At 70.8% G+C, this 14,891-nt stretch carries 13 protein-coding genes and 1 pseudogene; 8 read left to right on the plus strand and 6 right to left on the minus strand.

The annotated features are described in order from the left end of the window. Positions 1-10: 10 nt before the first annotated feature. The gene (locus tag FAF44_RS29020) at positions 11-1,474 is read right to left on the minus strand and encodes a multicopper oxidase family protein (protein WP_237106472.1); all 1,464 of its coding nucleotides are present in this window, start codon (positions 1,472-1,474) and stop codon (positions 11-13) included. 296 nt (positions 1,475-1,770) lie between these two features. Between FAF44_RS29020 and FAF44_RS29025 the strand changes: the two genes are divergently transcribed. The 5 genes from FAF44_RS29025 to FAF44_RS29045 are packed head-to-tail and all read left to right on the plus strand — an operon-like array spanning position 1,771 to position 7,110. Next, positions 1,771-2,772, plus strand: coding sequence for a LacI family DNA-binding transcriptional regulator (locus FAF44_RS29025; protein ID WP_237106473.1), 1,002 nt, complete (start codon positions 1,771-1,773; stop codon positions 2,770-2,772). A gap of 16 nt (positions 2,773-2,788) precedes the next feature. Beyond that, positions 2,789-4,054, plus strand: a complete 1,266-nt coding sequence (locus FAF44_RS29030) for a sugar ABC transporter substrate-binding protein (protein ID WP_237106474.1) — start codon at positions 2,789-2,791, stop codon at positions 4,052-4,054. Next, positions 4,051-4,923: a carbohydrate ABC transporter permease gene (locus FAF44_RS29035; RefSeq protein WP_237106475.1), complete on the plus strand. Its 873-nt coding sequence runs from the start codon at positions 4,051-4,053 to the stop codon at positions 4,921-4,923. The genes FAF44_RS29030 and FAF44_RS29035 overlap by 4 nt, the downstream gene beginning before the upstream one ends. Further along, positions 4,923-5,735 (plus strand): carbohydrate ABC transporter permease, encoded by an 813-nt coding sequence (locus tag FAF44_RS29040; RefSeq protein ID WP_237106476.1) that lies wholly within the window; start codon positions 4,923-4,925, stop codon positions 5,733-5,735. Before FAF44_RS29035 ends, FAF44_RS29040 begins: the two co-directional genes overlap by 1 nt. Positions 5,736-5,748: 13 nt before the next feature. Next, positions 5,749-7,110 carry a sulfatase-like hydrolase/transferase gene (locus FAF44_RS29045; protein ID WP_237106477.1) on the plus strand — a complete coding sequence of 454 codons (1,362 nt, stop codon included), beginning with the start codon at positions 5,749-5,751 and terminating at the stop codon, positions 7,108-7,110. A 46-nt stretch (positions 7,111-7,156) separates the two neighbouring features. On the opposite strand, the gene FAF44_RS29050 is transcribed toward FAF44_RS29045, so the two are convergent. Next, a complete protein-coding gene (locus FAF44_RS29050) occupies positions 7,157-8,710 on the minus strand; it encodes a M28 family metallopeptidase (protein ID WP_237106478.1) in 1,554 nt (517 codons plus the stop codon). Positions 8,711-8,858: 148 nt separating this feature from the next. Here FAF44_RS29050 and FAF44_RS29055 point away from each other — a divergent pair, with 148 nt between their 5' ends. Continuing rightward, a complete protein-coding gene (locus FAF44_RS29055; protein ID WP_237106479.1) occupies positions 8,859-9,704 on the plus strand; it encodes an aldo/keto reductase in 846 nt (281 codons plus the stop codon). Positions 9,705-9,820: 116 nt separating this feature from the next. On the opposite strand, the gene FAF44_RS29060 is transcribed toward FAF44_RS29055, so the two are convergent. From FAF44_RS29060 to FAF44_RS29070, 4 genes and pseudogenes are all read right to left on the minus strand, one after another. After that, positions 9,821-11,188 (minus strand): glycoside hydrolase family 18 protein, encoded by a 1,368-nt coding sequence (locus FAF44_RS29060; RefSeq protein ID WP_237106480.1) that lies wholly within the window; start codon positions 11,186-11,188, stop codon positions 9,821-9,823. Positions 11,189-11,241: 53 nt separating this feature from the next. Then, a pseudogene (locus FAF44_RS56460) lies at positions 11,242-11,433 on the minus strand (carbohydrate-binding protein); the annotation flags it as partial. 121 nt (positions 11,434-11,554) lie between these two features. Next, the gene (locus tag FAF44_RS29065) at positions 11,555-12,283 is read right to left on the minus strand and encodes an aspartate/glutamate racemase family protein (RefSeq protein ID WP_237106481.1); all 729 of its coding nucleotides are present in this window, start codon (positions 12,281-12,283) and stop codon (positions 11,555-11,557) included. Further along, positions 12,280-13,740, minus strand: coding sequence for an NCS1 family nucleobase:cation symporter-1 (locus tag FAF44_RS29070; protein WP_237106482.1), 1,461 nt, complete (start codon positions 13,738-13,740; stop codon positions 12,280-12,282). Before FAF44_RS29070 ends, FAF44_RS29065 begins: the two co-directional genes overlap by 4 nt. Positions 13,741-13,847: 107 nt before the next feature. Between FAF44_RS29070 and FAF44_RS29075 the strand changes: the two genes are divergently transcribed. Both FAF44_RS29075 and FAF44_RS29080 read left to right on the plus strand, forming a co-directional pair. Next, the gene (locus tag FAF44_RS29075) at positions 13,848-14,441 is read left to right on the plus strand and encodes a helix-turn-helix domain-containing protein (protein WP_237106483.1); all 594 of its coding nucleotides are present in this window, start codon (positions 13,848-13,850) and stop codon (positions 14,439-14,441) included. 62 nt (positions 14,442-14,503) lie between these two features. Next, positions 14,504-14,842 (plus strand): luciferase family protein, encoded by a 339-nt coding sequence (locus FAF44_RS29080; protein ID WP_237106484.1) that lies wholly within the window; start codon positions 14,504-14,506, stop codon positions 14,840-14,842. Positions 14,843-14,891: the final 49 nt, after the last annotated feature.

Raw genomic sequence — 14,891 nt, forward strand, 5'->3', positions numbered from 1 at the left:
ACCGCCTGGCTCAGTGGTGCATGCGGTGCTCGCCCGCCGGTGGCCGGCCGTAGCCGAACGCGCCCATCATGCCCTGCTCCTGGTGGTACAGGTTGTGACAGTGGAACATCCACTCGCCCGGATTGTCGGCGTGCACGTCGATGTTCAGGCGCTCGCGCGGCAGGATGTTCACGGTGTCCTTGCGCGGCCCCCGCGCCCCGGCCGTGCGGAGCTGGAAGGTGTGGCCGTGCAGGTGCATCGGGTGCCACATGGGCGACTGGTTGTCCAGCACGATCCGGACCGTCTCGCCGCGCTCCACGCGCAGGCGCATCGGGTCGTCGCTGAGCTTGCCGTTGAGCGTCCACTCGTTGCCGGACGGGCGCATGCCCAGCGTCACGGTGACGCTCCGCGACGGGCGGGGCAGGGCGTCGGCCCGGCGGCAGTTGAGGTCGGCGTAGCGCAGGATCCGCGCGTACAGCTCGCTGAGCCGTACGTTCCGGTCCGGGGGGCTCGCCGCGCGCGACGTGCGCACGATCGCGAACGCCCGCGCCCGCTTCCCCTCCGCCACCGCCACCAGCGGGAACGCCCCGTCGCCGAGCCGGACCAGGAAGTCGTAGCGCTCGCCCATGCCGATGAGGAAGGTGTCCACCTCGACCGGGCGCGCGCACGGGAAGCCGTCGGCGTGCGTGACGGTCATGCGGTGACCGCCGAGCGCCACCCGGAACGCGCTGTCGGCCGCCGCGTTGATCACCCGGAACCTGACGACCCGTCCCGGCCTGCTGGCGAACACCTCGGGCGTGGTCGCCGCCCGGCCGTTGACCAGGTGGTACGGATGGCGCAGCTCGCCCGTGACCCCGCCCAGCAGCGTGCTGCGCAGGGTGTCGTCGTGCCCGGTGCTGGCGTTCAGCCGCCGCAGCGCGTCGTCGGGGGTGCCGGTGACGCCGTCCAGCCAGTCGTCGAGGACGACCGTGAACTCCTGGTCGTACCCGAGCGGCTCGTGCGGGTCGGCCACGATCAGCGGCCCGTACAGGGCGCGGTCGTTCTGCATGCCGACGTGCGAGTGGTAGAAGTACGTGCCGGCGTCGGGGACGGTGAACGTGTAGTCGAACGACCCGCCCGGCGGCACCGGCTTCTGCGTGTAGCCGGGCGCGCCGTCCATCGGGGCGGCGATCCTGATGCCGTGCCAGTGCACGGTCGTCTCCGCGGGCAGGTTGTTGACCAGCCGCGCCCGTACGACGCCGCCGGCCGTGGCCTCGATCCGCGGGCCGGGGAGCAGGCCGTCGTAGGCCCAGGTGGAGACGGTCCGGCTGCCGATGGACACCTTCGCGGGCGCCGCCCGCAACACAACGCCCTTCGGCGGACGGCCCCGCGCGGCCACGGCTCCGGTCACGGCTCCAGACACGGCTCCAGACACGGTGCCGGCCGCGGCGCGGGTCACGGTTGCGGCGCCGGTCAGCGCGGCGAACGCGCCGGTGACGAACGACCTGCGGGACAAGCTCTTATACGAACCATTCACTGCGGAACCCCCCCATCCACCTCGCAAGGTAACGGACGGTGATCGTTCAGGCCGCGCGCCACGCTGAAGATCACCCGAGTGGGGGCGGACCGGCGGATCGCCGAAATCGGGTCCCGCACCTCTTGAAGGGGCGGCATGTGCGAAATATGGTGTTAATCGTTTAACAGCAGGCGAGGGTCTGCAGGCGACGACTCCCATCCGTGTGCCCATATGCCGAGATCCGGCCACTCGATTACCCCATAATCCTGTAGGGAATGCTAGGTTATTCGACTAACATGAGACCAACAGCACGACAAGTGGCCGAACTGGCGAACGTCTCCGTGGCGACCGTGTCCTACGTGCTCAGCGGGCGCGATCGCCGCGTCGCCGCCGAGACCAGGCAGCGGGTGCTCGACGCCGCCAGGCAACTCGGCTACACCCCCAACCAAGCCGCCAGAAGCCTGCGCAAACGCCGTACCCAGCGCGTCTGCCTGGTGCTGAGCACGTTCGGCGGCGTGCCCACCGACGCCCGGCTGGCCATGGACCTGCACGAGATGGCCGACGCACGCGGCTACTCGGTGGTGACGCTCGCCGTCTACTCCGAGGCGCGCGCCCAGGCCGCCGTGGAGGCGCTGCGCGGCGGCATCGCCGACGGCGCGCTGATCCGCCTGACCGGCGACCACCTGGCGCACGACCTGCTCGGCGGGCTGGCCGCCACCGGGCTGCCGATGGTGGTGATGAGCAACGGCAGCCGGCTCGACGGCTGCGACATCGTACGCACCCCGGAGATGGAGGCGTGCGCCGAGGCGGTCGAGCACCTGCTCGCCACCGGCCGGCGGCGGATCGCGTTCATGGCCCAGCGCTACGAGGTCTACCGCGACAAGCCCGAGGGCCGGCTGCTCGGCTACACCACCGCCCTCGACCGGCACGGTGTGACGGAACGCATCATCACCGGAGGCGCGGACGACCGCGTGTCCGCGTACCAGACGGCCACCGAACTGCTCAGCTCGCCCGACCGGCCCGACGCGATCTTCGCCGCCTCCGACCGGGCGGCGATCAGCGCCATCTGGGCCGCCAGGGACCTGGGGCTCAGCGTGCCCGGGGACGTCGCGGTCGTCGGCGTCGGCAACATCGACGAGGGTCTCATCAGCAATCCGCAGCTCAGCACCGTCGGTCCGCTCCGGCACGACTACACCGACGTCGTACGCCTGCTCTTCGACCGCCTCCAGGCCGAGGAGCCGCCACCCGCCCGCGAGATCGTCCGTTCGTGGACCTTCGTGCGGCGGGGCTCGTCCTAGAAAGGGAAATAGCGAGATGTCTTCCCACCCCTCACGCCGTGACCTGCTCCGCCTCGTCGGGGCCGCCGCCGCGGTGCCCGTCCTGTCGTCCTGCGCCGGAGCGCCCGCCACGCAGAGCGCCGCGCCCGGCACGTTCACGGTCTACTGGAACGCGGGCCACGACTACGCGGCCTACCGCAAGGTGATCGCCGAGTTCGAGCAGGCCAACAAGGTCACCGTCAACCTGCAGAAGTACCAGTGGCCCGACCTGCGGACCAGGCTGCTGGCCGACTTCGCCTCCGGCACCGTGCCCGACCTGGTGGAGGAGCCCGGCGGGTGGGTGCAGGAGTTCGCCGTCTCGGGCAACGCCCGCTCGCTCCAGGACTACGTCGACCGCGACGGCCAGGCCATGGGCTTCCCGTCCGACTGGCAGCCGGTGACCGTCGAGCGCAACTCCTACCAGGGCAAGGTGTACGGCGTTCAGCTCCACCTGACCTGCAACACCCTCCTGTACAACAAGGCCATGCTCAGGGACGCCGGGGTGGAGGCGCCGACCACCTGGGAGGAACTCCTCGACGCGGCCAAGAAGCTCACCAAGGACGGCGTCTACGGCATCGCCCTCAATCAGGACTACACCTACATGTGGCCCTGGCTGGTGCAGGCCGGGATCACCCCCTACGACCTGGACACCAAGGCGATCATGGAGCCGCGCGCGGACGCCGTCGCCGCCCTGCAGTTCCAGGCCGACCTGATCCACCAGCACAAGGTGGCTCCGGTGCCGGTCTCCAGCACCGACTACTCGGGCCCGCAGAAGCTGTTCTCCGCCAAGCGCGCCGCGATGATCCTCACCGGCCCGTGGGACCTCGAACCCATCAGGAAGACCAGCGCCGACATCGAGCTGGGCGTCGCGCCGCCGCTGAAGAACAAGACGGCGGCCACGCAGGCGGCCGGGGTCAGCATGTTCGTGCCCGCCAAGGCGGCCAGGCCCGACCTGTCCTGGGACTTCATCAAGCGCATCACGGCGCTGGAGGTCGAGCAGGCCGCCACGAAGGAAACCGGCATGCTCATGCCGCGCAAGTCGTGGGTGGACCTGCCCGAGGTGCAGTCCGACCCCGTCACCAAGGTCTTCGCCGAGGCCCTGCCCACCGCCAAGGACTCCTCCCAGCAAGTACGCCTGACGGGGCAGCTCGGCAAGTGGGAGGAGCAGCTCAAGGTCATGTACCAGCAGGTGCTCATCCAGAACCAGCCGGCCGCCGAGGCCCTCGACGCCTTCGTGAAGGCGGCGGAGGGCTTCCTCAGGTGAGGTCGCGCACGCTCTACGGGCGGTACGCCAGGACCGCCTACCTGTTCCTCCTGCCCGCCATCCTGTTCTTCGCCGCCTTCTTCTACCTGCCCATCGGCAACGTGGTGGCCACCAGCTTCCGCACCGGGCCGATGGCCGACCAGTGGGCCGGCCTGGGCAACTACACGCAGGCCCTGGCCGACCCCGCCGTGCGGCACTCGTTCCTGGTCACCGTCGGTTTCTCGGCGATGGTGGTGGCCGGCTCCATCGTGATCGGGCTGGCCCTGGCGCTGGCGATCGACCAGCCGCTGCGGGGCCGGGTGGTCTTCCGGGTGCTGCTGCTGGTGCCGTACCTGACCTCGGTGGCGATCGTCGGGCTGCTGTGGCGCAACATCCTCGACCCCGAACTGGGCGTGCTGAACCGGGCGCTGGGCGCGATCGGGCTGCCCGAGCAGCAGTGGCTCAACACCGCGCCGCTGCTCACGATCGCCGCCGTCACGCTCTGGCAGAGCGTCGGGTACACGATGGTGCTGTTCCTGGCGGGGTTGCAGGGCATCCCGGAGACCTACCACGAGGCGGCCAGGATCGACGGGGCGGACGCCTGGCACCGCTTCTGGCGGATCACGCTGCCGCTGCTCGCCCCGACCACGCTGTTCGTCTCGGTGATGGCGGTCATCTCGGGGCTGCAGGCGTTCGGGCAGGCGTACATCATCACGAACGGCGGGCCCGGCGACGCCACCGACCTGTCCGTCTTCCACATCTTCAACGTCGCCTTCCGCACCAGGGACTTCGGCTACTCCTCGGCCCAGTCGGTGCTGCTGCTGATGGTGATCGTGGCGTTCACCGTGGTCCAGTTGCGGGCCGGGCGGCGCGGGGAGGTCACGTACTGATGGGGACGCGTAAATGGCTGCTCTACGCCCTGCTCGGGCTGGCCGGTCTCGTCACGGTCGTGCCGCTGCTCTACATGCTCTCGCTGTCGCTGCAGACCGAGGCCGAGACGCTGTCGGCCAACGCCGTGCTGGTGCCGGAGTCGCCGCAGTGGGGCAACTACGCCGAGCTGTTCACCCGGGCGCCGTTCGGGAACTTCATCGTCAACAGCCTGATCGTGGCCGGCGTGATCACGCTGGCGCACCTGCTGTTCGACCCGCTCGTCGGGTACGTCTTCGCCAAGTTCCGCTTCCCGCTGCGCAACACGTTGTTCGTGGCGCTGCTGGCCACCCTCATGGTGCCGTTCTTCGTGCGGATGATCCCGCTGTACGTGCTCATGGCCAACATGGGGTGGCTGAACACCTACCAGGGGCTGATCACGCCGTTCCTCATGGACGCGTTCGGGATCTTCCTCATGCGGCAGTTCATCCAGCCCATCCCCGACGACCTGATCAACGCCGCGCGCATCGACGGCGCCTCCGAGCTGCGGATCTACCGCAGCGTCATCCTGCCGCAGACGCGGCCGGCGCTGGCCGTGCTCGGGCTGTTCACGTTCGTCTTCCAGTGGAACGAGTTCCTCTGGCCGCTGGTCGCCACCACCACGGCCGAGATGCGCACCATCCCGGTCGGGCTGACCCTGTTCAACCAGGAGTACTTCACGCTGTGGCACCTCACGGCCGCCGGCTCGGTGATCCTCTTCGTGCCCACCGCCGTCCTGTTCGTCTGCACCCAGAGATACTTCGTCCGGGGCATCGCCCTGACCGGTCTGAAATAAGGAGTCCGCTGTTTTGCGCCCGAACGTGATCGTCGTCTTCACCGACCAGCAGCGGTGGGACACCGTCGGCCCCTTCACCCCCAATCTCGACAGCATGGCCAGGCACGGCACGCAGGCCACGGTCGCGCTCACCCCGCAGCCGGTGTGCGCCCCCGCCCGCGCCGCGCTCCAGACGGGCCGCTACCCGACCACGACCGGCGTCTACCGCAACGGCCGCGTGCTGCCCCCCGAGGAGCGCACGCTGGCCCACCACTTCGACGCGGCCGGCTACGCCACCGGCTACATCGGCAAGTGGCATCTGGGCGGGGCCGAGCCGGTGCCGCGGGAGCGGCGCGGCGGCTACCGGTCGTGGCTGGCGGCCAACGCCCTGGAGCACACCTCCGACGCCTACCGGACGATCGTCTACGACGAGGCGAACGAGCCCGTCCTGCTGCCCGGCTACCGTTCCGACGCGCTCGTGGACGCCGCCGTGCGCTTCGTCGCCGACCACGCCGACGAGCCGTTCTACCTGTTCCTGTCGCTCCTGGAGCCGCACCACCAGAACGAGGTGGACAACTACCCGGCCCCCGACGGCTACGAGGAGCGTTACCAGGGCCGCTGGATGCCGCCGGACCTGGCCGCCCTCGGCGGCACCGCCCACCAGCACATGGGCGGCTACCTGGGCCAGGTCAAGCGGCTCGACGAGGGTCTCGGCCGGCTGCTGGACGCGTTGCGCAGCATGGACCTGCTGGACGACACGATCGTGGCCTACACCTCCGACCACGGCAACCACTTCAAGACCCGCAACGGCGAGTACAAGCGCTCCTGCCACGACGCCTCCCTGCGGGTGCCGTTGGCGCTGCGCGGGCCGGGCTTCGACGGCGGCGGGGCCATCGCGCGGCCGGTCAGCACCCTCGACCTGCCGCCGACGCTGCTGGAGGCCGCCGGGCTGCCGGTGCCGGAAGAGATGCAGGGGCGCTCGTTCCTGCCGCTGGCCCGCGACTCGCGCGCGTCCTGGCCGGAGGAGGTGTTCTTCCAGGTGAGCGAGTCGGAGGTGGGGCGCGGGATCCGCACGTCGCGGTGGAAGTACTACGCCGTCGCCGAGGACGCCCACCCCTGGGACGACCCGGGCGCGCCCGTCTACCGCGAGCAGGCCCTGTACGACCTGGACAACGATCCGCACGAACTGGTCAACCTGGCCGGGTACGCCTCGCACGCGGAGGTGGCCACCGGGCTGCGCGAGCGGCTGGTACGGCGGATCGCCGAGGCCGGTGAGCCGCCCGCGGTCGTCGAGCCGGCCGTGCGGCGGGCGGGACGGGAGCAGGCGATGCCCGACCCGGAGGTCCGGCTCCGGGGCCCGAAGCCGGTCCGCTTCGGCCACCAGCCCCGCCCCTGACGGTGAGGGGCGCCCGGGGCCGCGCGGCCCCGGGCGCCCGTGGGGGTCAGGAGGCGGACGGCGCGGGCCCGTGCGCGTGCGCGCCCCGGGAGGCCGGGGCGGCCGGCGCGGCGGGCCCGATGCCCTTCGTGTCGTACGCGTACGTGCCCGCCAGGGTGGCGACGGCGTCGGCGTTCACGTCCAGGGCGCGGTCGTCGATGTTCCTGATGGTGTCGCAGGCGCTGTGGTAGCAGGGATCGAGCGGGATCCCGGCCGTGCCGCCGAAGATCGCCGCCTCCTCGGCGGTCTTGAGCACCTCGGCACCGGTGAACAGCCCGCCCGACGGGATCCCGACGGAGATGAAGGGCCCGTAGTCCGAGCGTCCGGTGAAGGCCGTGGCCTTGTACGGCAGCCCGCGCCCGGCGAAGAACTTCTCGAAGTCCGCCTCGATCACGTCCGACCCGGCGGGCCCGGCCGTGCCGAAGGCGTCACCGTCCCCGTCGTAGACGCCGAAGGTGTAGTTGGGCGAGGCGATCATGTCGAAGTTGAGGTAGAGGGCGATCCTGGCCCGCTCCTCCGGTGTCAGCGAGGCCACGTAGTGCCCGGAGCCGAGCAGCCCGAACTCCTCGGCCCCCCAGAAGGCGAAGCGCATCCGGTTCGCCGGCTTGGTCCCGGCCATCCGCAGCGCCACCTCCAGGACGGCCGCGCTGCCGGAGCCGTTGTCGTTGATGCCCGGTCCCTCCTGCACGCTGTCCAGGTGCGAGCCGAGCATGACGACGTTGTCCGGGTCGCCCTTGCGGCTCTGCGCGATCACGTTGTACGTGGTCCTGGTCTCCACGATCGGATCCCAGTTCAGCTCGACGGTGGTGCCCGCCGTGGCGGCCAGTTCGGCGCCGACCGCGAAGCTGGTGAAGAACGAGGGGATCGTCACGCCGGGCCCGCCGAGCACCGGGTTGAGGTCGACCTCGGTCCGGCCCTCCTGCCCCTCGTTGAAGACGATGGCCGCCGAGGCCCCGGCCGCGACGGCGTTGTCCACCTTGACGCGGAAGTTGCAGGTGCCGCGCTGCATCAGCGCGACGTCGCCGGCCGGGAACCCGGCGAAGTCGCTCGCCTCGCATCCCGACGTCGAGGAGTTGGCCTCCGCCCCGGGCGGCAGCACGAGGTCCACCGGCCGGATCCGGCCGCTCGCGGCGCCGGCGGGGGAGTCCTGCAGCGCGACGAAGTCACCGAAGAAGCCGTAGGTGTAGGTCTTCTGCTCGCCGCTGGTCCGCTTGAGCAAGGGCGGGGTGACGTAGCCGTCGAAGGTGAACTCGAAGGGCTGGATCGTCACGTCGTACCCGGCGCGGCGCAGCTTGCCGGCCACGTAGTCGCGCGAGGCGTCGAAGCCGGAGGTGCCCGAGACGCGGGTGCCGCCGTTGGCGTCGGCGATGGACTGCAGGGCCCGCAGATGCTTCTTGACGTTCTTGCCCGTTACGGCCTTGACCAGCTTCCGTACGGAGTCCGCGGCGCCGCCGTGCCCGCCGGAATGGGCGTGGGCGGGCGTGGCGAGGGTGACAGGGGTAAGGACCAGGGCCGCGGCCGTGATGGCGCCGACCGCGCCGTTGCGTAAGCGGGAACGCATGCTGCTCCTCGGAATGGGAGGGTGAACCAGATCAAATTCCGCAGATGCCCCGAAACGTATTCTTGGGTCGCGTGGCAGGGAAAGAGTCACCACGTATCCGTTGCATCACGGACCCGGAACGTCGCGAGCAGCCAAGGTGAGGAACCGCATGCCCATCTCCCTCCCGTCCGCCGGCACGCTGGCCATCGGCGGCAAGACCGTGCACCGCCTCGGCTACGGAGCCATGAGCCTGACGGGGCCGGGCGTCTGGGGCCCGCCCGCCGACCGCGACGCGGCCCTGCGGGTGCTGCGCCGGGTGGTCGAGCTGGGCGTGAACTTCATCGACACGGCCGACTCCTACGGGCCGTACGTCAACGAGGAACTGATCCGCGAGGCGCTGCACCCGTACCCGGAGGGCCTGCTGATCGCGACCAAGGCCGGGTTCGTACGCACCGGGCCGAGCCAGTGGCACCCCGTGGGGCGGCCGGCCTACCTGCGTCAGGAGGTCGAGATGAGCCTGCGCCGGCTCGGCGTCGAGCGGCTCGACCTGCTCCAGCTCCACCGCATCGACCCGGAGGTGCCGATGGAGGACCAGATCGGCGAGCTGGACGCGCTGCGCCGCGAGGGCAAGATCGCCGAGATCGGCCTGTCCGAGGTGAACGTCGCGGAACTGGAGCGGGCGCGGCGGGTCGCCGCCATCGCCTCCGTGCAGAACCGCTACAACCTGACCAACCGCTTCTCGGAGCCGGTGCTGGAGCACTGCGCCGAGCAGGGGATCGTCTTCATCCCCTACAGCCCTGTCGCCAAGGGCGCGCTGACGGGGCCGGACAGCCCGGTCGAGCACGTGGCCAAGGCGGTCGGGGCCACGCCGTCGCAGGTCAGCCTGGCCTGGCTGCTGGCCAGGTCGCCGGTGACGCTGCCGATCCCTGGCACGTCGTCGATCGCTCACCTGGAGGAGAACCTCGGGGCCTCGGCCGTCGAGCTGACGGCGGAGCAGGTGAGCGAACTGGGCTGAGCGCGGGCTCCCGCCCGGCCCCCGGACGGGCGGAAACGGGGCCGGCCCTCAGGCGCGGAGGGCCGGCCCCGGTCTCTCAGGGGCCCGATGCCGCATCGGGCCCCGTGTTCAGCGGGTCAGCCCAGGCCGCCCTTCACGGCCGTGATCAGCTCCCCGTTCGTCGTGTCGCCACTGAGCTCCCAGAAGAACGCGCCGCCGAGGCCCTGGCCCTTCGCGTAGCTCATCTTGCCGCCGATCGTGGCCGGCGTGTCGTAGCTCCACCACTGGTTGCCGCAGTACGCGTACGCCGTGCCCGCGACCGTCCCCGTGGCCGGGCAGCGCGTCTTGAGCACCTTGTAGTCCTCGATGCCCTGCTCGTACGTGCCCGGCGCCGGGCCCGTGGCCGTGCCGCCCGGGGCGGCCTGCGTGACCCCGGTCCAGCCGCGGCCGTAGAAACCGATGCCGAGCAGCAGCTTGCTCGCCGCGATGCCCTTGCTCTTGAGCTTCTGGATCGCGCTGTCGGAGTGGAAGCCCGCGATCGGGATGCCGGAGTAGGAGTTGAGCGGCGAGTGCGGGGCCGTCGGGCCCTGCGCCGCCCACGCGCCGAAGAAGTCGTAGGTCATGACGTTGTACCAGTCCACGTACTGCGCCGCGCCGCCGTAGTCGGCCGCGTCGATCTTGCCGCCGTCGGTGCCGTCGGCGGTGATCGCGGCGGTGACCAGGTTGCCGGAGCCGAAGCGGGAGCGCAGCGCCGACATGACGTTCCTGAACGCGGCCGGGCCGCTGGTGTCGCAGGTCAGGCCGCAGGCGTTCGGGTACTCCCAGTCGATGTCGATGCCGTCGAAGACGTCCGCCCAGCGCGGGTCCTCGACCAGCTTGTAGCAGGAGTCGGCGAACGCGGCCGGGTTCTGCGCGGCCTGGCCGAAGCCGCCGGACCAGGTCCAGCCGCCGAAGGACCAGAGCACCTTCAGGTTCGGGTACTTCTTCTTGAGCTTGCGGAGCTGGTTGAAGTTGCCGCGCAGCGCGCCGGCGTCCCAGGTGTCGGCGACGCCGTCCACGCTCTCGCCCGCCTGGTAGGCGCGGTCGTAGTCGGCGTAGCTGTCGCCGATCGCGCACTGGCCGTTCGCGACGTTGCCGAAGGCGTAGTTGATGTGCGTCAGCTTGGCCGCCGAGCCGCTGGTGTCGATGTTCTTGACGTGGTAGCCGCGCTGGTAGATGCCCCACTGCACGAAGTAGCCGAGCACCTTGTTCCCGCCGCCGCCACTGCCGCCGCTCGTCGTCGCGGTGACGGCGGTGCTGGCGGCGGAGCGGTTGCCGGCGGCGTCGCGGGCGCGGACGGTGTAGGTGTAGGCGGTGTTGGCGGTCAGGCCGGTGTCGGTGCGACGTTGTCGGTGGAGGCGTTCCAGGCCAGGGCGACCGTGCTGCTGCTGACGCCCGTGGACCGCAGGTTGGCCGGCACGCTGGGCGCGGTGGTGTCGGTGCCGCCGCCGGTCGCGACCTTCCACAGCGCGGGCACGTTCGAGGGCTCCCAGCCGGGCTGGGAGGTGTGGCTCTGGAGGCACTCGTACTCGACGCCGTTGTAGCTGACGCGCGCGCCCGCCGGGTACGCCGTCCAGGGCGCCCACTCGGCCGCGGCGAACCGCACGGCGGACGCGGCGGAGGCGACGGGCGGGACGGTGACGGCCGCGGTGAGCGGCAGCGCCAGCGCCGCCAGCCCGGCCAGGACCTTGCTCATGATGGTGTGTCTCATGATGCTCCGACATCCGTTGGGGGGTGTACAGGGGGTGGGATGCCTAGGAAACTATTAGTAAAGTTTCCTTTTAGTTATGGTGACGGTATCCCCAACCCGCGGAGCAGTCAATACGTCTCGCTCAGATCGTGAAATCGCGCAGTAAACCCGAGTAACGCTTGGGGCCCGGCCGAGCGTACTCGCCCCGGGTGCTCGTCCGCAGGCCGAGGGCGACCAGCGACTCGGCGAACCGGGTCGCCGCGCTCACCCCGTCGATCACCGGCACGCCCGTCGCCTCCGACACCTCGGCGCAGAACTCGGCCATGCCCGCGCAGCCGAGCACGACCGCGTCGCTGCCGTCCCGGGCCACCGCCGCCGCGCACAGCTCCGTCACCTGCGCGCGGGCCCGCGGCTGCTCCAGGTCCAGGACCGGGATGTCGCAGGCGTGCACGCCCCGGCAGGCGGCGGCGAAGCCGTAGCGGTGCGCCAGGTCCCAGGCCCGCCCGGTCGTCCTGGACAACGTGGTCACCACGCTGAAGCTCCGGCCGACCAGCGTGGCGGCGTGCATGGCGGCCTCCGCGATGCCGATCACGGGGCCGGCGGCCAGCTCGCGGGCGGCGTCCAGGCCGGGGTCGCCGAAACAGGCGATGACGTACGCGTCCACCCCTTCCCGCTCGCCCGCCGCGATCTCGGCCAGCACGCCCGGCACGGCCAGCGCCTCGTCGTAGTGGCTCTCGATCGACTCGGGCCCCATGGCCGGGCTCACCGCGGTCACGGTGGTGCCGGGAGACGCCACCGCCCTGGCGCAACGACCGATGGCGGCGGTCATGGCCAGGGCGGTGTTCGGATTGATCAGCCGCACGCGCGTCATGCGGGGACGATCCGGGGCGCGCGCCGCTCCAGCGCGACCATGGCCACGAAACCGAGCCCGCAGCCGAGGAACCAGCTATAGTCGGCGATCCACAGCACGTCCACGGCCGTGATCAGCTTCGGCACCAGGACCGAGGCGATGGCGGGCAGCCCGCTCAGCACCATGGCCCAGACGGCGTTGCGGTTGTAGCCCCGGTCGAACCAGTAGCGCCCGCCCGGGTCCATCGTGAACAGCTCGTCCACCGACACCCGCTGCCGCGCGCAGACGTAGTAACCGGCGATCAGGATGCCGAACAGCGGCCCGATCAGCGCCCCGAGCAGCCCGAGCGTGTAGTGGATGGCGTCGGGGTTGCCGTACCAGTTCCAGGGCGTGAGCAGCACCGAGCCGACCGCGGCGATCATCCCGCCGGCGCGCCAGCTCACCCGCTGCGGGCTGACGTTGGAGAAGTCGAAGGCCGGCGAGATGAAGTTGGCCACGATGTTGATGCCCACCGTCGCGATCACGAAGGTCAGGCCGCCCAGCAGGATCGCGAACGGCGTGTCGATGCGCTGCACCGTGTGGATCGGGTCGGTGATCAGCTCCCCGAACACCGGCACCGTGGCCGACGCCGTGATCACCGTCAGCAGGGAGAAGAACAGGAAGTTGACCGGCAGGCCGAGCAGGTTGCCGCGCTTGACGGCCTCGAACGAGCGTCCGTAGCGGGAGAAGTCCCCGAAGTTCAGCATCGGGCCCGAGAAGTACGACACGACCAGCGCGGTCGCGCTCAGCATCACCGGGATCGACTCGGCGAACCCGAGGCTAGGGCCCTGCGACAGGTCCAGGCTGATGTTCTCCCAGCCGGCCCGGCTCACCAGGTAGACGGCCAGCACGACCATGACCACGTACACGGCGGGGCCGGCCCAGTCCACGAACCGGCGGATCGCGTTCATGCCGCGCCAGAACACCGCCGCCTGCGCCACCCACAGGATGGCGTAGCAGAGGTAGCCGAGCACGGACAGGCCGAGGAAGGTGGGCTCGTTGAGCGCGGCGGTGGCGGGCCAGAACTTGAGGAAGATGATGATCAGCGACTGCGAGGCCAGGTACGTCTGCACGCCGTACCACGCGATCGCGATCACGCCGCGCACGATGGCCGGGATGTTCGCGCCGCGCACGCCGAACACGACGCGGTTGATCACCGGGTACGGCACGCCGGTGACCTGGCTGGGCTTGGCCACCAGGTTGCAGAAGACGTTGACGATGACGATGCCGCCCAGCAGCGCGAACAGCACCTGCCAGCTCGCCAGGCCGAGCGCGAACAGGCTGCCCGCGGTCACGTAGCCGCCGACGCTGTGCACGTCGGACATCCAGAAGGCGAAGATGTTGTACGACGACCAGGACTGCTCGCGCAGCGGGGCGAGGTCCTCGTTGGTGAGCCGGGGGTCGTAGGAGGGGGCTTGGGCGACGGAGGGTCGTGTCATCTGCGGCATCCTTGGGGGTGGGGCGCCTGATGGTGTTAAGTCATCACTTAACACCTTGCGGGCGGAAGTCCATATTGCGTGGGCGTTAAAGGCTTGTGACGGAGGCCATGGAGGACCTGGAGGCGGGCGCGCGGCTCGGCCGGCGGCTCAGGGAACTGCGCGTGGAGTCCGGCAAGTCGCTGCGGGCGCTGGCCCGCGAGCTGGGCATCTCGGCCAGCGCGGTGTCGCAGATCGAGCGGGGCACGATGCGGCCGTCGGTGAGCCGGCTGATCGCGTACGTGTCGGCCGTCGGGGTGCCGCTGGCGGCCGTCTTCGACCCGGCGCTCGACCCGGCGTCCGGTGCGGGGGAGCCGTTGCCCGGGTTCGCCGTCCGGCGGGCGGGGGAGGTGGCGGCGATCCGGCTCGGCGGCGGCGTGACGTTCCGGCGGCTGTCGCCCGGACCCACGCCCGACGTCGAGTTCTTCGAGTCCACCTACCCGCCGCACGCGGTCTCCACCGCCCATGGCAGGTTCCTGCGGCACGAGGGCTACGAGGTCGGCACGGTGACGACCGGGGAGTTGACGATCGAGTTCGAGTCGGAGGTCGTCACGCTCGGGGTGGGCGACTCGATCACCTTCCCGTGCAGCCGTCCGCATATCATCGGCAACCGCTCCGCCACCGTCACCGCGGTCGCGACGTGGTTGATCGTGCACGCTGGATAACGGTTGCAAAACGGACACTGACGCCGGGCATGCCCATACCTCAGCATGGAGGTGTGGCAGGGATGACCGCCTGGCGGCGGGAGGCTGAACGACGGGGTCCGTACGTGGCCCGTGCGGTGGCCGAGCTGAGGTCGTGGCCCGCGCTGGCGGTGAGCGACGGGCGGCGCGGCACCACGTTCGCCGTGCACGGCACCGAGATCCTGCGGCTGATCGGCGCCGACGAGGTCCGGGTGCGCCTGACCGCCCCGGCCATCGACCGGCTGCGTCCCCATCTGAGCACGTGCGAGCAGGTGCAGGCGTGCGAGGACCGTGCCTGGGTGGCCGTCCACGTGGACGCCGAGCCCGACCTCGAACTGCTGCTCGCCCTCACCAGCGTGGCGATCAAGGCACACGTGCCCTGACGGGCGGCGCGCGGCGGGCCGGGGCAGGCGCCGATCGGTTTCAGCGCCA

It is taken from the genome of Nonomuraea sp. MG754425 (assembly GCF_021699195.1).
GTDB lineage: Bacteria > Actinomycetota > Actinomycetes > Streptosporangiales > Streptosporangiaceae > Nonomuraea.